The organism is Eubacterium sp. 1001713B170207_170306_E7, from assembly GCF_015547515.1.
Taxonomy (GTDB): domain Bacteria; phylum Bacillota; class Clostridia; order Eubacteriales; family Eubacteriaceae; genus Eubacterium.
Genome location: NZ_JADMVE010000001.1, coordinates 96,850 through 115,701 on the forward strand (window position 1 = coordinate 96,850; position 18,852 = coordinate 115,701).

Annotated in this window: 19 protein-coding genes; 15 read left to right on the top strand and 4 right to left on the bottom strand. The window is 46.0% G+C overall.

The window, feature by feature from the left end; genetic code table 11:
* The first annotated feature begins 48 nt into the window (after positions 1–48).
* Positions 49–729, top strand: coding sequence for a helix-turn-helix domain-containing protein (locus I2B62_RS00480; protein ID WP_195267023.1), 681 nt, complete (start codon positions 49–51; stop codon positions 727–729).
* Between the two features lie 32 nt (positions 730–761).
* The gene (locus I2B62_RS00485) at positions 762–1,691 is read left to right on the top strand and encodes an IS3 family transposase (RefSeq protein ID WP_195267024.1); all 930 of its coding nucleotides are present in this window, start codon (positions 762–764) and stop codon (positions 1,689–1,691) included.
* 95 nt (positions 1,692–1,786) lie between these two features.
* Here the strand turns inward: I2B62_RS00485 and I2B62_RS00490 are convergent, their stop codons facing one another.
* Positions 1,787–2,245 carry a hypothetical protein gene (locus I2B62_RS00490; protein ID WP_195267025.1) on the bottom strand — a complete coding sequence of 153 codons (459 nt, stop codon included), beginning with the start codon at positions 2,243–2,245 and terminating at the stop codon, positions 1,787–1,789.
* Between the two features lie 153 nt (positions 2,246–2,398).
* Here I2B62_RS00490 and I2B62_RS00495 point away from each other — a divergent pair, with 153 nt between their 5' ends.
* Positions 2,399–2,803: a DUF3887 domain-containing protein gene (locus I2B62_RS00495; RefSeq protein ID WP_195267026.1), complete on the top strand. Its 405-nt coding sequence runs from the start codon at positions 2,399–2,401 to the stop codon at positions 2,801–2,803.
* A 109-nt stretch (positions 2,804–2,912) separates the two neighbouring features.
* Positions 2,913–3,359, top strand: a complete 447-nt coding sequence (locus I2B62_RS00500) for a flavodoxin (protein ID WP_195267027.1) — start codon at positions 2,913–2,915, stop codon at positions 3,357–3,359.
* Positions 3,360–3,375: 16 nt separating this feature from the next.
* Here I2B62_RS00500 and I2B62_RS00505 read toward each other — a convergent pair whose 3' ends face one another.
* Positions 3,376–3,558, bottom strand: coding sequence for a FeoB-associated Cys-rich membrane protein (locus tag I2B62_RS00505; RefSeq protein ID WP_195267028.1), 183 nt, complete (start codon positions 3,556–3,558; stop codon positions 3,376–3,378).
* Positions 3,559–4,129: 571 nt separating this feature from the next.
* On the opposite strand from I2B62_RS00505, the gene I2B62_RS00510 reads away from it, so the two are divergent.
* The 5 genes from I2B62_RS00510 to I2B62_RS00530 all read left to right on the top strand — a co-directional run bounded on the left by I2B62_RS00510 (position 4,130) and on the right by I2B62_RS00530 (position 8,403).
* The gene (locus tag I2B62_RS00510; RefSeq protein ID WP_195267029.1) at positions 4,130–4,420 is read left to right on the top strand and encodes a hypothetical protein; all 291 of its coding nucleotides are present in this window, start codon (positions 4,130–4,132) and stop codon (positions 4,418–4,420) included.
* 52 nt (positions 4,421–4,472) lie between these two features.
* A complete protein-coding gene (locus I2B62_RS00515) occupies positions 4,473–5,258 on the top strand; it encodes an HAD family hydrolase (RefSeq protein WP_195267030.1) in 786 nt (261 codons plus the stop codon).
* Between the two features lie 484 nt (positions 5,259–5,742).
* Positions 5,743–6,684 (top strand): diguanylate cyclase, encoded by a 942-nt coding sequence (locus I2B62_RS00520; RefSeq protein WP_195267031.1) that lies wholly within the window; start codon positions 5,743–5,745, stop codon positions 6,682–6,684.
* A 157-nt stretch (positions 6,685–6,841) separates the two neighbouring features.
* The gene (gene serS, locus I2B62_RS00525; RefSeq protein ID WP_195267032.1) at positions 6,842–8,122 is read left to right on the top strand and encodes a serine--tRNA ligase; all 1,281 of its coding nucleotides are present in this window, start codon (positions 6,842–6,844) and stop codon (positions 8,120–8,122) included.
* 104 nt (positions 8,123–8,226) lie between these two features.
* Positions 8,227–8,403, top strand: a complete 177-nt coding sequence (locus tag I2B62_RS00530; RefSeq protein WP_195267033.1) for a hypothetical protein — start codon at positions 8,227–8,229, stop codon at positions 8,401–8,403.
* Positions 8,404–8,589: 186 nt separating this feature from the next.
* Here I2B62_RS00530 and I2B62_RS00535 read toward each other — a convergent pair whose 3' ends face one another.
* Entirely contained in the window at positions 8,590–8,748 is a 159-nt protein-coding gene (locus I2B62_RS00535; protein WP_195267034.1) for a hypothetical protein, read from the bottom strand.
* A 29-nt stretch (positions 8,749–8,777) separates the two neighbouring features.
* Entirely contained in the window at positions 8,778–9,035 is a 258-nt protein-coding gene (locus I2B62_RS00540; RefSeq protein WP_195267035.1) for a GlsB/YeaQ/YmgE family stress response membrane protein, read from the bottom strand.
* 218 nt (positions 9,036–9,253) lie between these two features.
* On the opposite strand from I2B62_RS00540, the gene I2B62_RS00545 reads away from it, so the two are divergent.
* The 6 genes from I2B62_RS00545 (at position 9,254) to I2B62_RS00570 (ending at position 18,827) form a co-directional block, all read left to right on the top strand.
* Complete coding sequence (locus tag I2B62_RS00545; protein ID WP_195267036.1) at positions 9,254–9,454, top strand: hypothetical protein; 201 nt, start codon at positions 9,254–9,256, stop codon at positions 9,452–9,454.
* Between the two features lie 29 nt (positions 9,455–9,483).
* Complete coding sequence (gene glyA, locus I2B62_RS00550; RefSeq protein ID WP_195267037.1) at positions 9,484–10,713, top strand: serine hydroxymethyltransferase; 1,230 nt, start codon at positions 9,484–9,486, stop codon at positions 10,711–10,713.
* A gap of 81 nt (positions 10,714–10,794) precedes the next feature.
* Entirely contained in the window at positions 10,795–12,813 is a 2,019-nt protein-coding gene (locus I2B62_RS00555; RefSeq protein ID WP_195267038.1) for an N-6 DNA methylase, read from the top strand.
* A gap of 31 nt (positions 12,814–12,844) precedes the next feature.
* Positions 12,845–14,185 (top strand): replication-associated recombination protein A, encoded by a 1,341-nt coding sequence (locus I2B62_RS00560; RefSeq protein WP_347707778.1) that lies wholly within the window; start codon positions 12,845–12,847, stop codon positions 14,183–14,185.
* Positions 14,186–14,247: 62 nt separating this feature from the next.
* Positions 14,248–17,166 (top strand): insulinase family protein, encoded by a 2,919-nt coding sequence (locus tag I2B62_RS00565; RefSeq protein ID WP_195267039.1) that lies wholly within the window; start codon positions 14,248–14,250, stop codon positions 17,164–17,166.
* A 14-nt stretch (positions 17,167–17,180) separates the two neighbouring features.
* The gene (locus tag I2B62_RS00570; protein ID WP_195267040.1) at positions 17,181–18,827 is read left to right on the top strand and encodes a D-alanyl-D-alanine carboxypeptidase family protein; all 1,647 of its coding nucleotides are present in this window, start codon (positions 17,181–17,183) and stop codon (positions 18,825–18,827) included.
* The last annotated feature ends 25 nt before the right edge of the window (positions 18,828–18,852 follow it).

Here is an 18,852-nt window from a genome sequence, read left to right on the forward strand (position 1 = left end):
CCTTAAGTAGACAAGGTAAATAACCAAAATCTACTTAGGAGGGATTTTATGTATAGAAAATATACATCTGAAGAAAAATTGAATATTGTGGAGGGATATCTGAATGGGCTTTTTTCCTTGGAAGAAAAAGCCCATGAGTTAGGATATAAGTCAGCACCGGGGTGCTTTAAACGATGGGTACGGCAGTATCAGGAGCAAGGAGCAGAGGGACTCTTGTGTTCGGCAGGTAATAAATCTTATACAGCAGAATTCAAAACAATGGTGGTTGAAGAGTATCTTTCTGGAAAAGGCTCCGCAGTTGAACTTGCCGCAAAACACAAAATTAGTACAGCAGATGTTTTGTTGCATTGGGTTTCGTTGTATAATGCCAATAGAAAGCTTAAGGATTATAATCCTAAGAGGGAGGTCTATATGGCAGAAGCACGGAGAAAAACAACTTTGGAAGAACGAGAAGCAATTGTTAAATACTGCATTGCCCATGATAGAGATTACAAAGAAACCGCTTCTTTGTTTGATGTTTCATACAGCCAGGTTTACTCCTGGGTGAAAAAATATGATGCTAATGGTGAAACTGGTTTGGTTGATCGGCGCGGGCACCATAAAGCAGATGACGAAGTGGATGAACTGGAACGGCTGCGCCGAGAAAATATACGGCTCAAAAGCCAGCTTGAAGAAAAGGATATGGCAGTGGAACTGTTAAAAAAAGCGAAAGAATTCGAAAGGATGTGAGGTTTGGAAAACAACGCTTCGAATCGAAATATATGGCGATTCAATATTTTATTGAAAAAAAACAATGGAGCATCAACTGGATGTGCAGACAGTTGGAAATTTCACGCGCAGCTTATTACAAATGGCTGCACCGCTCAGTTCCTGAACGGGAGGCAGAGAATTTAAAGCTGGCAGAATTGATAAAAGAGTACGATGAACGTTTTTGCCGCATCTTAGGCTACCGGAGAATGACAAGTTGGATAAACCATTTCAATCATACGAACTATAGCAAGAACCGGATTCATAGGATTATGAAGAAACTTGGAATACATTCTGTTATTAGAAAAAAGAAGAAAACATACCATTCTTCCAAGCCGGAAGCTACTGCTGAAAATAAGCTCAAAAGAGATTTCAATGCAGGAAAACCTAATGAAAAATGGGCTACGGATGTAACAGAATTTAAAATTCCCGAAACCGGAAAGAAGTTGTATCTCAGCGCCATATTCGACCTTTATGACCGTTATCCAGTAGCTTATGTTATCAACCGGAGAAATGACAACAAGCTTGTATTTGATACATATGACAAAGCAGTGGAACAGAATCCGGAAGCCAGACCACTCTTTCACAGCGACAGAGGCTATCAGTATACGAGCAAGGTATTCCAGACAAAGCTTCAAGAACAGGGAATGGCTCAATCCATGTCACGTGTCGGACACTGTATTGATAATGGACCCACAGAAGGCTTGTGGGGAATTATCAAGTCTGAAATGTACTGTATGTATAAGATCACCGACGAAGGCTCTCTGTATTCTGCCATCCATGGATATATGAAATTTTATGCCAATGAAAGACCACAGGACAGATTTCATTGTAAAACACCATCTGAGGTAAGGCGGGAGGCACTGGCTTCAGAAGCAGCTATTCAGTACCCGATTTCTGAAAACAAACGGCTAGAAGCCTACAAAGCCAAATGGTGTGTATAACATAAATATCCGCCATATCTGTGTTCTGATATGGCGGATACCTATCGTTTTATTTTAGATATTTTACTTGTCTACTTGACAAGGGGCTGATCAATTCAGGAGGCTCTTCGTATTTTTTGAGGACGTTTCTGAGGCTTGCGCCGCCGCTTGGGATCAAGATCCTTTGCAAAGATCAGGCGCAGGGCCATGAGGATCATAATCAGCGTCAGGGGAGCGTATAGAAGCTTTTCTATGGGGTTGTCAGACATAAAATTACCGATGATGTTCAGCATATAATAGAGGCTCATAATCCAGAGAATGCTGTCGGCACTTTTTCGCAGGCCCTTTATGGGAAGGTAATTTAGCTTGAGCAGTATACCGAAAACAAACAGTAGAATGAAAAAGATAGCGATCCATTCAGAAATGACAACAGATGCTGTATCGGTGATGGTGGTGTCCCAGATAATGTCTGGTGATAACACCCCGGATAATACCAAAATATGAATGATCAATAAAACTAAAAGGGCAATCAGTAAAACATTTCCAATTCCCCGTGAGTTGATCTTAAGTTTCATCGGATCCCCCTTTATTTTTGTGAATTTGTGATTACTTTCTAGTTTAATATAAACAGAGATGAAAAGCAAAAACTTTTTGAATTTACGTAAAAGTCTTTTACTTGATATTATTCCCATTAGAAGATATAATACGCTAAGGAAAGTGAGGAATTAATGAAAAAGAAAAAATATCTCGCGCTTTTTTTGGTTGCGCTGTCGGTTATGCTCTTGTTTACAGGCTGCAATAAAGGAAAATACGGAGAAGACACCAAGACAAAATCAGAAGAAATAGCCCGTTCTCTGGTACAAACGCTGGCTGAAGGAGACTATGTCAGGGCCGCTTACGATTTTCCATACACCACTAAGGCAAAGGAAGAGCTGAACGCCCAATCGCTTGAAACACTCTGGAAAGGGCTGTCCGGGGAAAAAGGAAACTTTATCGAGATAGTGGGTCTGGAGAATGATAACTGGGATAAAGAGCTGAGAATTACAGTAGACTGTTCCTTTGAAAAGGGGACAGCGAAGCTTGTGATGGAGTTTGACAGGACGGTAAAAATAAAATCAATCTATCCTGGTTGAGAGTGAAAAAAACGGATATATTGGTCTGAGAGATGAATAATTTCTAAACACAGGGGTATACTTCTTATTAAGATATTCGATGATTTATGAACCGTTAAGGAGAACAATGATGAGAAAAAATGAAGAAAATAAAAATATTGCTGTAATTTATTGGAGCAATAGTGAAAATACAGAAATTATGGCCGAAAAAATTTCCAATGGCATTGACGAGGCCGGTCAAAAAGCAGATCTTTACAATGTAAGCCAGTTTCCGATCGAACAGATTGCGGATTATGACAAAGTGGCCCTTGGCTGTCCCTCCATGGATGGTGAAGCCCTTGAAAAGAACACTTTTGAACCATTTTTTGAAGAAATAGAATCAAAACTGAAAGGAAAAAAGGTGGCGCTCTTTGGCTCTTATGGATGGGGAAACGGCGAATGGATGCGCGACTGGGAAGACCGGATCGGACATACCGGCGCGCGTTTGTTTGATGAAGGCCTGATGATCAAGGAGTTTCCAGACGATGCCGGCCGGCATGCCTGCGTTGAGTTTGGCAAAGCCTTTGCAAGCTTTTAAAAAAAAGACAGGAAATTTAATTCCTGTCTTTTTTTAGATCGGTTTCCTGTTCCGGATGGCACTGGGCAGCGTGTGAGCAACCGCTACAGCCGCAGCCACAGCCGGACTGGCCGCTTCTGGCCTTTTTCACCTGGTTATAGACAATCAGTGCCATGGGAATAAAAACAATGGCAGCAATAATAAAGGTTGCTAAATTCATAGAGTCACTTCCTTACTGGTTAGATTCATAAAAGTAAGTTTTATTTAACTTATAATCATAGTTTAAACGCTCTAATCTGTTTTGTCAAGGGGAGGCAGAGGGATTTAAGTCTGGTTTCATTTTGACAACCGTGGAGCAGTAGGCTATAATAAATGCAGACACAGCAAATTGTTTGCATATACACGGAATTGAAACAGATATTTATGGATAAACGTAAATCTTAAAGAAGTCTGATAAAGTGGATGCCGGTAAGAGATGGTTTTACGGGAATAGCTTCGGATAAGGAACTGGCTGAGATGGGAATTAACTCAAGCCAGCATTTTTTGTGGTAAAAATCTGCGAGGAGCCAGGAATCATCCAGGACAATACAGTGCCTGATCTATCTGAACCCCAATAATATTAACTGAGGAAACGCCCAGCTGGCCAAGAAGGGATTTATAACCAGAAAAACAAACAGCCGTGATAAACGGATCAGCTGTCTTTCCCCACTGAAAAGGCAAGGGCCAGCTATCAGAAAATAAAAACGTTTTGGATTTTTTGCGGTAGAGAAGCATAGACGAAAGGTAACAAAATGGAAGAAATAAAACGTATTACAATTTATCTCGGTCTGGAGGAATATCCTCTGGAGTTCATCACGTTGGCGCCCATGTCGCCAGACGAGGCTGATATTATCACTGAGATGGGAGAACGCTTTTTTAGGGATATTAACCCGGAAATGATGGATGAATACGTGATGGAGGACAAGCTGAACCGCTTTTATGACGAGGTTCGTTTAAGGACTGAGGTGGAGCTTTTCTGCCCTTTATTTGAGAAGGAGACCATCGCAAATATTGAACGATTGATTGAGACGTATGAAGATTAAACATGTATTTATGAGATAAAAAGAAATATTGAATTTGAAAGGTTCGCTAAAAATGATTAAACTGATTTCAGCAGATATGGATGGTACGCTTTTAGACAGTAATAAGAAGCTCTCGCCAGAGCTTTTCCCGATGATTGAGGCCCTCACAGAGCAGGGAATCCGTTTTGCGGCAGCCAGCGGCAGACAGTACTACAATCTCGAGCATATTTTTGAGCCAGTGAAAGACAAGATGATTTTTATCGCTGAAAATGGCTCGGTGGTTTTTGAGCGGGATACGAACAGCTTTGCCAGTGTAATTGACAGGAAAACTGTCTGGGAAATTGTCAGAAAGATTCGGAAAATAGAGGGTGTCAGCCCTGTAATCTGCGGTTTAAAAGGCGCATACGCTGAGAGTGATGAGCCAGAGCTTATGGAAAATATCAAGATGTATTACCATCGGTACGAAATCATGGACGATATCCTGGAAACCGGTGACGACATCTGCAAGATTGCGGTTTACGACTATGTAAACGCAGAAACAAACTGTCATGCGCCGCTTGTGGAGGCCTTTGGCGAACAGATGGAGATCGCCGTTTCGGGTGAGCACTGGGTGGATATCTCTAATCCAGGCTGCAACAAGGGAACCGCCATCAGCAAGATTCAGGAAAAATACGGGATCGGCTATGAGGAAACCATGCTTTTTGGTGACTACCTTAATGATTATGAAATGATGAAAACCGGTAAGTACAGCTATGCGATGGAGAATGCTCATCCCCAGCTTAAGGAAATCTGTAATTACACCGCAAAATCCAATGATGAAAACGGCGTTGTGGAAGCAATAAGAGCATATTTCAACTAAAGACGGTCAGCGGCAGACGTTTTGAAAAGAGACGGACTGCCCTTTTTTATTGTAAAAAACAGCAGAAATTGAAAGAAAAATAATATAAAATGATTGCTTAAAAAGGAATAAAGACGTATAATAATGCATAAGGAAAACTAAATAAACAAATGCGGCATCCGGAAAGTGTTGGGAGCACTGTCCGGCTTGCGCAGGGTGACACTACCACCATACACAACGTCCCGTGGGGGCCGTACCGCATACTGATTATTATAGGCTATTTTTCTTCCAAAAACAAGAGAAGAGCCATATTTTTTGGTAGGCTTATTTGTGTAAGCATTTTTTCGCTTTGATGACTTTTAGCTGTGTATGGGTGTCGTGTCCCTGCACGGCTTTTTTTATGATGTTTCCTGTGTTTTGCCACCTGGTCAGCTTCTGGCTTGGCCGGGTGGTATTTTTTAGAAAGGCTCTCCAGAGTGTGAGAGCGGATAAGGGGGTGGACAGTATGCGTCAGAGTATATTAATTGTTGATGACATGGAACAAAACCGGAAGATTTTGGGAATGATGTTTCAGGACACCTTCGAGATTTTAGAGGCTGAAAACGGATATGAGGCCATGTGCTGTATACATAAAAATCAGGACATGCTGGCAGCGGTGCTGCTGGATGTGGTGATGCCGGTGATGGATGGCTTTGAGGTTCTTGAGCATTTGCAGGACGAGGCGTTGACTGAGGTGCTGCCAGTGGTCCTCATCACCGCGGAGGAGCCGGGAATGGCGGCACGCAGAGGCTATGCCCTTGGGGCTCTGGACATTTTAACAAAGCCCTTTGATCCTGTTGTGATAAAAAGACGGGTTTCAAACATTATTGAGCTGGGAAGCCGCAAAAAAGAGTTTAAAAAACTGAAAAATGAGGCAGAAAATGACGTCCTGACGGGGATTTTTAATCGAAAGGCCATGGAGGACCGTATCGGAACCATGTTATGCAATCCGGAAACCAGGTGCGGCGCTTTATGCTTTATCGATGTTGATAATTTTAAGACGATCAATGACAGCTTTGGACACCTGTACGGTGACGAAGTTCTGAAGCGGATGGCTGAAAATTTAAAGAGCTGTGCGCTGCCGGGAGATGCAGTAGGACGTATCGGCGGAGATGAATTTATGATTTTTTTCAGAAATTATCCCTCCGAGGAGCAGCTGGAGCAGAAGATTGCTAATATCTGTGAGAATTTCAGGCGTTACACGGCTGGAGGACAGATTACCGGCAGTATCGGCGTGGCGCGCTACCCTGAGGACGGGGATGGCTACGGCGTCCTTTTCAGCAAGGCAGACCAGGCCCTTTATCACCTGAAACGGTCGGGAAAGGATGGCTATCAGTTTTATAGTAAAGATTGCAGCAGCTTGCCCTTTCAGTCAGTGCTGACCTGTGTCGATGATGAGGTGGAATGAAAAAAATTTTGATTTAGTGGGATTTCCTCCCTGAGAGAATGGCTATTTTCTTTTAGATTTGTTATAATTGGTGGTATCTGTAAAATAACAATGAGCAAGAGGGATTTTCGTTTGCCTTCCGGCAGCGAGAGGCGCCCCATAGATTCAAGGAGGAAACATGTTAGATATCAAATTACTGCGTACGGATCCGGAGCTTGTGAAGGAGAACATCCGAAAAAAGTTTCAGGATGAAAAGCTGGTTCTGGTTGATGAAGTTGTGGAAAAAGACAGACAGTTCCGTGACTCCAAAGCACAGGGCGATGCCCTGAGAGCACAGCGTAACACCATCAGCAAACAAATTGGCGGTTTTATGTCCAAAGGTCAGAAGGATGAAGCTGAAAAGGCCAAAGCACAGGTGGTGGAAATCAACAAGCAGCTGGAGGATTTAGAGGCTCTGGAGGCAAAGCTTGAAGGAGAGATCCGGGAAAGAATGCTGGTGATTCCAAACATCATTGATCCATCTGTACCCATTGGCCGCGATGACAGTGAAAACGTAGAGGTTGAACGCTTTGGAGAGCCCGTGGTGCCGGAATACGAGGTGCCTTACCACATTGATATTATGGAAAAGTTCAATGGTGTGGATCTTGACAGTGCCCGTAAGACCAGCGGCAATGGCTTCTATTATCTGAGCGGTGATATCGCGAGACTGCACTCCGGTATTTTGTCCTACGCGCGGGATTTTATGATTGACCGCGGTTTTACCTACTATATTCCGCCGTTCATGATCCGCAGCGATGTGGTCACTGGCGTTATGAGTTTCTCTGAAATGGAAAACATGATGTACAAAATCGAGGGAGAAGATCTGTATCTCATCGGGACCAGCGAACACTCCATGATCGGTAAGTTCATCGATACCATTTTGGATGAAAACCAGCTGCCGCAGACCCTTACGAGCTATTCGCCCTGTTTCAGAAAAGAAGTTGGCTCACATGGAATTGAGGAGCGAGGCGTTTACCGTATCCATCAGTTTGAAAAACAGGAAATGATCGTGGTGTGCGAGCCGGAAGACAGCATGATGTGGTTTGAGAGACTGTACACCAATACCGTCGATTTTTTCCGTTCTCTGGATATCCCGGTGCGCACGCTCGAGTGCTGCTCCGGAGACCTGGCAGACCTGAAGGTCAAGAGTATTGATGTTGAGGCATGGTCGCCCCGTCAGCAGAAGTATTTTGAAGTAGGCAGCTGCTCCAATCTTGGTGACGCTCAGGCACGCCGTCTGGGCATTCGTGTCCGCAGCAAGGAAAAGGGAAAATACTTTGCCCATACGTTAAACAATACCGTGGTTGCGCCGCCGCGTATGCTCATTGCCTTCCTTGAAAATAATATTAACGAGGATGGAACCATTAATATTCCTGAACCGTTGCGCATGTACATGGGCGGTAAGGCAAAAATTCAGTAAATGTGCCGGGAGATGTATTGCAAGATACATCTCTTTTTTTATGATTTTTCCACCCGCCGATTGGGTAGATAAAGTAGTATCAACTTATGAAAGAGGTACCTGAAATGAAGCTGGCAAAAGAATACCAGGGACACTATATGGATGTAATCTACAGTGACGAACGGATACAGGGCATTATCAATGGGACCGGCGAGGTGGTAGATGGCCTCACAATGGGCGAAGTCATTGAAAAGTTTAAAAATCAGGTGAAGGCTCAGGAAGGGCGTTTTGCGGAATTTTAACAAAATCTTTAGGCTGTCGGCCTTGAAATTTAACGCGGAGGTGGTGTACAATGAGCTTGTTTCCAAGAACATCGCCTCTTTTTTAGTAAATAAGGGCGCTTAAGCATTTTCCCCAAACGAACATCCCGGCTGCACCCTGGGATGTTTTTTGCATAAAAAAAGTCCGGCGGCGCCGGACTTGGTCAATTATTCAGAAATGGCTGAGGCTGTTTCTTCAACAGCTTCTTCTGCTTTATCTCTCAGGCTTTTGCCGTCGGGTGCGCTTTCAGCGCTTTTATTTTTGAGCAGACTGAAGATCAGGACAGCCGCGCCAATGGCGGCAGCTGCGCGTAATAAACGTGCCATGGTTGATTCCTCCTTTATTTATGTTGTGTTCAGCTTTCTTTTCTTCCTAAACCAAGAATAAGCGATACGATGACAACGAGGATGATCGCTCCGACAATGGACGGAAAAACCGCCATTCCTGCAATCTGTGGTCCCCAGCTGCCTAAGAGCAGTTCACCGAGATATGAACCGATGATCCCGGCAACGATGTTGCCAACCCAGCCGGCTGGCAGTCTTCTGCTTGTTATAGCCCCGGCAATGGCACCAATGATGCCGCCGATAATTAAAACCCAAATCAGGTGGAACATAATTGTCACTCCTTTATAGTAATTTTGTATATATATATACCTATACGCAGAATTTCTAAACATTTTATAGCATTTTTATTTAAGCGCTAAAAAGAAGCAGGAAAAATTTAAAATCTGCTTGCAATAATGTATTTTCGTGTTAAAATAGTATGTAATTGATTTGCAGACGGTAGTCTTTATATTGAGGACAAATCCGATTGGCAAACTTAGGAGAAAATATGAATACCTTTATGAATAGCCTGGCCAGTACGGCCTGGACCATTGTTCCGATCATCTTAATTCTGTTTTTGATGGCCGGAATTATGTTTGTTTTTTACTTTAAAGCAAAGATGGAAGAAATGATGGCTTATGTTAAGAGTATCGCCATCTCGCTTGAAAAGCTGTCCAACCGGCAAAATGATAACCAATATTTTAAATAAACAGAAAAAGAGCGTATGTGGAGGAAAAAATGAATTTTGAACATGTGAAAAGAGAAGACCCGGAAATTTATGAGTTTATGGAAAAAGAGCTCAGACGGCAGCAGAGCCATATTGAGCTTATCGCTTCCGAGAACTTTGTTTCAGAGGCAGTGATGGAGGCCATGGGCAGCCATCTGACGAATAAATACGCCGAGGGTGTCCCCGGTGCGCGCTATTATGGCGGCTGTGTGTTTGTTGATGAGGTAGAGCGGATCGCAAGAGAGCGTGCGAAAGCGCTGTTTGGAGCCGACCATGCCAATGTCCAGCCTCATTCCGGAGCGCAGGCCAATACGGCAGTGTATTTTGCTGTGCTGGAGCCCGGCGATCTGGTATTAGGGATGCGACTGGATCAGGGAGGACATTTGACCCACGGCAGCAAAGTAAACCTTTCAGGAAAATACTTTAATTTTATATCCTATGGTGTCAGCCCAGATTCTGAAACCATTGACTACGAAGAGCTGGAACGGCTGATTGTCGAGAAAAAGCCTAAGCTGGTAGTAGTAGGCGCCAGCGCTTATCCGAGAGCCATTGATTTTGAGCGCATCTCAAAGGTCTGCAAAGCCAATGATGCCTTGATGATGGTCGACATGGCCCATATCGCTGGCCTCGTGGCAGCTGGCCTGCACCAGAACCCAGTGCCTTATGCCGATTTTGTCACCACCACCACTCATAAAACGTTGCGCGGTCCACGAGGCGGCCTTATCCTGTGTAAGGAAGCCTTTGCGGAAAAAATTGACAAGGCCGTATTCCCCGGTATTCAGGGGGGACCGTTGATGCATATTATCGCCGGAAAGGCAGTGGCTTTCAAAGAAGCTGCCAGTCCGGAATTTACAGAATACCAGAAACAGATCATTAAGAACGCCAAAGCATTGTGTGACGCACTTACCGACAAGGGCTTCCGGATTGTGTCCGGCGGTACCGACAACCACCTGATGCTGGTGGACGTCAGCGCTGTTGGCCTGACTGGTAAAGAGGCTGATGATATTCTGGGCAGTGTCAACATCACGGCCAACAAAAACGCTATTCCCTACGACAAGCAAAAGCCGACTGTCACAAGTGGTGTACGCGTGGGGACGCCGGCGGTTACCACCCGCGGTATGAAGGAAGAGGATATGTCCGTCATCGCAGACGCCTTTGAAGCGGCGCTGATCAAAAAAGACCTGGAGCTGGCAAAAGAAAAGGTAGCCTACCTGACCAAGAAATATCCTTTGTATGAATAAAAGAGAATTTGTTAAGATGCTGTCCATCAGCATCTTTTTTTGTTATAATGGTCTGAGTATGACTAAGGAGTGATTCTCGGGATGAAGGAAATAATACAGAAGATTGATGAGGTTTATAAGCGTTACGATTATGTAGAGAATAAGGGCGAGCTGCTGCTTTTTCTCATCAAAATACTGACTCTGAAGTTTTTGGTAGACAATGGCCGCGTGGTCTTAGACCGAAAGAACGCCCAAAAGCTGCGAACAGACTTTACTGTCGGCGGCATCATGCGGGTATGGAGCCACGGAACCTCAAATGCCCATCGCTGGACCGATGAGAAAAAGCTGACCCTCAGCGGCCTGATCTGGGAAGATGTAAAACGTTTTATCGAGGATACTGACAGCTTTGAAAATAAAAACGCCAGTGTCATCGGCGAGCTGTATGAGGAGTGTCTGCACCGGAGCCATAAAAAAAGCCAGGGAATCTTCTACACGCCGGATGTTCTGGCAGAATACATGGTCTCGCTGTGTGTGAGTGTTGTGAAAAAGGAAAAAATTCTGGACCCGGCCTGCGGCAGCGGGTCGCTGCTCAACGCTGCCTATGATTATATTCTGAGAAACACTAAAGACCTGGAAAAGGAGACTGTACATAAGCGGTTGCTTCAAAAATCACTGTGCGGTGTGGACAAGGACCCTCTGGCTGTGCTGGTAACACGGATCACACTGGCGCTGAAGGGGCGGAAATATTGCTATCCCGCATGTCTTATAGTGGGGGACTGCCTGGATAAGAGCGCGGCAGTGTTTAAGGACAGCTCCTTTGACGTTGTGATCGGCAACCCGCCCTACGTTGGACACAAGGAGATTGATTCGGAGTACATGAAGCGCTTAAAGGCCTTTTACAGCGACGTTTATCAGAATAAAGGGGATTTATCCTTTTGCTTTTTTAAACGCGGCTATGAACTTCTGAAGGATAAAGGGAGGCTTTTATTTTTAACTTCGCGTTATTTTATGGAGGCTTACAATGCGCGGGCGCTTCGGCAGTTTATCCGCGAACATTTCACCATTAAGCGGCTCATTGATTTTAACGGCCTGCGTGTCATAAATGGCATTGGCATTGATCCGGCACTGAGCCTTCTGGTTAAGGGAAGAACGCCTGCGCGGCACACGGTGCGGGTTTCCCGGTTCTTTGTACAAAAGGGTAAGCTGAGAGAAACACCTGTTTACATCGAAGATCTGGAGAGTGCCCAGCCAAAGCTTCACCAGGACTTTGAGACGCGCCAGAGCCAGATGGATGACGGCTTGTGGCGGCTGTACAGCCCCAGGACAAAGGCGGTGGTGGAAAAAATTGAGAAGCGTGCGCCCTTTACCCTGGAGAATCTGGTGGACAGCTTCCAGGGGATCATCACAGGCAATGACAAGGCCTTTATCTTTGACGACGAGGAGCTGGGTGCGTATAATTTTGATCCGCGTTTCCTGCATCCCTGGATAAAAAACCGGAATGTGCACGCCTTTGAGATTACCCCTCCGGGTAAAAAAATCCTGTATACGAATGAGATTGACGCTATCGAGCAGCACCCCTATGAGGAAGTTTACCTGAAGCAGTTCAGGGAAAAGCTGAGCGGCCGCAGAGAGTGTAAAAGCGGCCGTCTGCCTTGGTACGCCATTCAGTGGGGCAGAAACCTCGAATGCTTTATGAAAAAAAAGATTATTTTCCCATACAAGGCAAAGGACAACCGCTTTGCCATTGATGAGAACCGCTATTTTTTCAGCGCAGACATCTATGGCCTCACACTGAAAAAACGGCTGTACAGCCAGGTCAATGAGGAATTTCTGGTACTGCTGCTTAACAGCCGGCTATACAACTTTTATTTTAAGTCCTTTGCGAAAAAGCTGGGTGTCGATTTGTATGAGTATTATCCCAATACCGTGCTAAAGTTGAAAATTCCAGATGTCAGCATGGAAATTTCGGACAAATTTAAGGAATTTTATGATAAAATTATAAACTTGACTGAGACTACCCAGAAAAAAGATCGGGAAGCCTTACTTTTGGAGGCTGACCGCTGGATTTACGGGTATTTTGACATAAACGAAGACGAAATCAACTGGATTGAAAAACAGTAAAAAACAATTGATAGAAACGGGGTGAGGCATCGTGCAGGCATCTTTTTTTGACATGAACTATGAAAACCAGATTGAGGACAACGCACCGCTGTCGGTGCGGATGCGTCCGACCACGCTGGACGAATTTGTCGGACAGTCCCACATTATTGGAAAAGGCAAGCTGCTTTACCGACTGATTGAGGCGGACAAGCTTTCGTCGGTGGTTTTCTACGGTCCTCCGGGAACCGGCAAGACCACATTAGCCAAGATTATAGCCCACCGGACACAGGCTGCTTTTTATGAGCTGAACGCCGTAACCTCCGGAAAAAAAGAAATTACAGAGATTTTAGACAAGGCAAAGGATAATTTGGGTATCTATAACCGTAAGTCGATTCTTTTCATTGACGAAATCCACCGATTTAATAAGGCACAGCAGGATGCGCTGCTGCCGAGTGTGGAGGGCGGACTGGTGGTGCTGATCGGCGCGACAACAGAAAACCCTTATTTTGAGATCAACTCACCGCTTCTGTCACGGTCGACGATTTTTGAGTTTAAAACCCTGACAGACAGCGAGATAAAGGGCCTGCTGCGACGGGCTGTCACCGATAAGAAAAAAGGCTATGGCAGCATGAAGGTTAAGGTGGATGAGGAAGCCTTTGATCGCCTGACGGCTGTCTCCAACGGCGATGTGCGGCGTGCCCTCAACGCACTGGAGCTTGGGATTCTGACTAAGGAGAAGGATGACAAGGGTTATATCCACATCGATCTTGAAACAGCCCAGGAGTGTATCCAGAAAAAGGCTGTGCAGTATGACAAAAAGGGCGATAACCATTATGATACCATCTCAGCCTTTATCAAAAGCATCCGGGGCTCGGACCCTGACGCGGCTCTTTACTGGCTGGCTAAAATGCTGGAGGCCGGGGAGGACCCGAAATTTATCGCGAGGCGGATCGTGATTTCTGCCTCCGAGGACATCGGAAATGCTGAGCCTATGGCGCTGGTGGTAGCTACAGCCGCTGCCCGGGCCGTTGAAATGATCGGACTGCCCGAGGCGCGCATTAATCTTGCACAGGCAGTAACCTTTCTCGCCTCTGCGCCCAAGAGCAATGCTTCCTACGCAGGCCTGGACGCCGCGTCATCCGCGGTGAGACACCAGTCCAATTCAGAGGTTCCGGGGCACCTGAGAGATTCTCATTACCCGGGCAGCGAGAAGCTGGGCAGGGGTTTGAACTACATTTATCCCCACAGCCATCCCGGAAACTATTATCCCCAGCAGTATCTGCCGGACGATTTGGCCGGAACGCGTTTTTATGAACCGACAGAAAATGGCTACGAAAAAAAGATTAAGGATCGCCTCGAGCATCTGAAAAACTGGGATGTAAAGACAAAATAAAAATTATCCTATAAAAACCACATAATGAACCACATCAAAATTTAAAAATAAGGAGAAAAAGATTGAAAATACATGACAACCTGCATGGATTCACCCTTTTGAGGGAAGAAAATATTGAAGAAGTAAACGGCGTAGCCCGGGTTTTTGAACATGATAAAACCGGCGCCCGTCTGATCTATATATCCAACGACGATGACAACAAGGTATTTCATATCGGGTTTAGAACACCATCGGACAACAGCACCGGTGTGGCCCATATTATGGAGCATTCTGTCTTGTGCGGCTCCAGGAAATATCCGGTTAAGGAACCCTTTGTAGAGCTGGCCAAGGGGTCTATGAACACCTTTCTAAACGCCATGACCTACCCTGATAAAACGGTCTATCCCATTGCCAGCACCAACGACAAGGATTTTATGAACCTGATGGACGTTTATCTGGACGCGGTGTTTTATCCAGACATTTATAATACGCCGCATATTTTTCACCAGGAAGGCTGGCACTATCATCTTGAGAATAAAGAAGATCCCATTACCTATAACGGCGTGGTCTATAATGAGATGAAGGGCGTTTACTCAAGCCCCGAGGAGGTGCTGCAGCGTAAAATCTTCCAGACCCTTTACCCGGATTCAATCTATGGTGAGGAGTCCGGCGGTTTCCCGGAAAATATTCCGGATCTTACCTTTGAGGATTTTGCCGCATTCCATAAAAAGCTGTACCATCCGTCCAATTCCTATATTTATCTTTACGGTGATGGTAATATGGACGCTCATCTGAAATATCTGGATGAAGCTTATCTGAGCCAGTTTGACCGGGCGGAGATTGACAGCGAGATTTCTACCCAGGCGCCTTTTGAAGAAATGGCTGTCGCATCAGACAGCTACCCCATCCCCTCGGACGAGGACCAGAAGAACAAGGATTACCTCTCTTTAAGCTATGTGCTGGAAAACGAGCCGACCTTTGAAGATATACTGGCCTTTGACGTTCTGGGGCACATCCTGCTGGGGGCAAACTCCGCGCCGCTCAAAAAAGCGCTCTTAGATCTTAACATTTGTAAAGAGGTGGATTACGCTTATTCCAGCTCCATGAAACAGCCCTATTTTTCCATTGTGCTCAAGCATTCAGACGAAAAATATAAGGATATGTTCATCGAAACCGTTGAAAAAACCTTAGAAGAGCTGGTGAAAAATGGCCTTGACAAGCGCAGCGTGGAAGCCGGTATTAACATCAATGAGTTTATGCTCATCGAAGGCGAGTACGGCTCGTATCCAAAGGGATTGATGTATGGGCTGGAGATGTTTGACACCTGGCTTTATGGCGGCGATCCGCTGTCACATCTGAAATACCGAGACGCTATTTCCAAGCTCCGCATGAGCAGCGAAAACCGAGGCTTTGAGGCTTTGATTGCGCGTTACCTGCTGGGCAACCCCCATCAGGCCTTTGTGAGTATTCATCCTGACAGCAGTCTGGCGGAAAAGAAGGAAAAAGCGCTCAGCGAAAAGCTGGAAACCTATAAGGAATCTTTGTCACCGGACGCATTGGACGCCCTGGTAGCTGATACACAGGCGCTTCTGGAACGCCAGAATACTGAGGATACACCTGAAGCCCTTGAGAGCATCCCTAAGCTGAGCCTCGACGAAATCAATAAAAAAGCACGTGATGTAGTGCTTTATGAAGAAGAATTCAAGGGACACAAGCTGCTTTACCATCCGGGCTACACCGGTGGTATCGCTTATGTCAAGTTCTACTTTGACACGCACACGATCCCCCAGGAAGACTTGAAATACCTGTCTCTGGTCAATAAAATTATCGGTCGGGTCAGCACAGAGGATTATGACTACGAACGCCTGAACCAGGAAATTGAGATCAGCACAGGCGGGATATCATCAAGCGTGGAAACCTATGACAATATCAAGGAAAGCGGACGCTATGAGAGCAAGTTCGTGATCAAAGGTAAGGCCGTAGGCGCCAATGTCAAACGGCTGCTGGAGCTTATCGAATCCACGATTTTACGAAGCCGTTTTGACGAGCGCCACCTGATTGAGGACATTGTTGGTGAAATCCGTATGAACAAGGAAAACCATTTCCTGATGGGCGGGCATACCGTCAGCGTACAGCGACTGCAGTCCTATTATTCCCAGTCTGCCAGAATGTTTGAGGAGCTTGGGGGCGTTGAGTTTTACCAGTTCCTGGCCGATCTCGACGATCATTTTGATGACCGCTGGGAAACATTGTCTGCCAAGCTAAAGGAAGTGGCGAGTACGATCTTTAACAAAAAAGGTCTGATCATCAGCATTACCGGCGACGAGGATTTGAAGGCGTCCGTTCTTGAAGCAGTGGATGGCTTTTTAAAAGACCTGCCAGACGGGAACCTGCCAACCCACCGCTACCATTTCGATCTGGAGGTCAGGGACGAGGGCTTTATGACCGCAGCTAAAATCCAGTATGTTTCCAAGGGCTTTAACATCAGAGAACTGGGCTATCGATATAATGGCAGTATGCTGGTGCTTAAGTCGATTCTGGCTATGGACTACCTCTGGAACCGCATCCGCGTCCAGGGCGGTGCCTACGGCGCGCAATTTGGTATCAACCGGGCGGGTGAGCTTTACTTTGCCTCTTTCCGAGACCCCAATCTGTCTAAAACGCTGAACGCCTATAACGAAGCCTTTGAATATGTTGAAAACCTGGATGTTTCCAGACGTGAAATGGAAAAATACATTATCGGGACCATCAGCAGCAAGGATGTACCGTTATCGACAGCGCTGAAAGCAGACGCGGCAGATACCATGTACTTTAACAAGACCACCCAGGCGGACCTCCAGAAGGAAAGAGATGAAATTCTCGGTACAACGAATGATAGCCTGCGCAAAACAGCGGGTATGATACGTGAAGCCATGGATAAAAATGTGCTCTGTGTCATCGGAAGTGAGGAAGCAGTGCGTGCAGCGAAGGATGAATTTAAAGAAATAAAATACATTAAGTAATTTGGCGGGGATCAATGAAAAGGAAAATTATTTCAGTTTTAGGAGCTTTACTGCTGGTGTTTGGAACCTTTGGCAGCAATGTCTGGGCGGCGATGCCGTCCTTTGGTCCAGATGAGGGAGTGGTTGTCTTTGAGGTAAACAGCGGTGATATTCTGGTGGAACAAAACGCAGATGAACGCTATTATCCGGCGAGCACAACCAAACTGATGACGGCCTTAACGGCGCTCGACTATGTGGGGTCCAGCCTGAATGATAAGGTAACAGTGGGCGATGAGGTCAAGCTTATTGGCTATGAAAGCAGTGTAGCCCACCTGGAGGTTGGGGAAATCTATACCTGGGAACAGCTGCTGTACGCACTGCTTTTGCCGTCGGGCAACGATGCGGCCAACGTAATTGCAGCTAATATCGGCAGAAAGATCGGCGGAAATGAAAAAATGGACTACAATCAGGCCATGACGGTTTTTGTAGATCAGATGAACGCCAAGGCCCAGCAGATGGGGCTTAAGAATACTCATTTTAAAAATGCCCACGGTCTCCATGATCCAGATCACTATACCACGCCGGCTGATATGGCAGTGATCGGAAGGGCAGCCTTCTCCAATTCGACCATCTCAAAGGTGGAGGGGACTAAGATATATGAAATGACCACCAACCGAGGCGAGCAGCAGAAGTGGAAAAATACCGACATGCTTCTCTATAAGGACGCTGCCGATTACGGTGGTACCATCGAGGAGGGGAGGACTGACAATCCCTACTATAACACCAAGGCAAGGGGCGGCAAAACTGGCAACACCGACGAAGCCGGCCGATGTTTTGTTTACAATGCCGAGGACGGTGATGCGAAAATAGTTGGGGTCATCATGAAGGGGGACGAAAAAGGGATTTTTACCGAGGCCAGCAATACCATCAATGCCGCTTTTGATGACAACCGCCTGTTGGACTGGACCGATGATTCCGGCCACTATAAGGACTTTACAGTAATCAATTCTCACTACAAGGACGGCAAGAACCTGTCGGTTAAGACGAAGGAAGCCTACAGTTCCATGATCCCCAAGGGACAGGAGGACCAGTATACCGCGAAGGTTTCCTGGGATACCAGCCTTCTGGCAGACACGGACAAGGGTTTAAAAGTTGTCGGGAATATCGAGCCTGACGCACAGGTTGGTACGTTGACCATCTATGAGGGTACCGACTCGGTGAAATCAACGCCGCTGTATGCCCAGAACCAGATCCGCCCCAGAAATTTTTGGGATTATCTGAGAATAGCCGCCTTTATCGGCATTCCACTGCTGATCATTCTGTTTGTTTTTTTCCGCTTTTACGTTTACCGCAAGCGGAAGATCATGCGGGAAAAACAGGCGCGCGCCAGAAGAAGAGCTAAGCGCAAGCTCTACGAGTCTCAGGGCTATACCGGATCAGGTACACCCTCCCGAAGGACGACCACCGGAGAGCCGCCGCGCAGGCCCCAGCAGAAACGCCCTTCGGACAGTACGCGTAAAAGAAAGCCTTCAGGCTCTGGCACACCAGGAAGGCCTGTAGAGCGCAATGCCACGGCGCGGCCCGTACAAAAGAAAAAAAGACCATCCTCAGGGCCTTCGGGCAGCCGCCCGCAGCAGGGCCAGCGCACCAGTTCGCGCTCAACTGGTACGAAGAAACGCTAAAACTGAATAAATCACATAAAGCCCC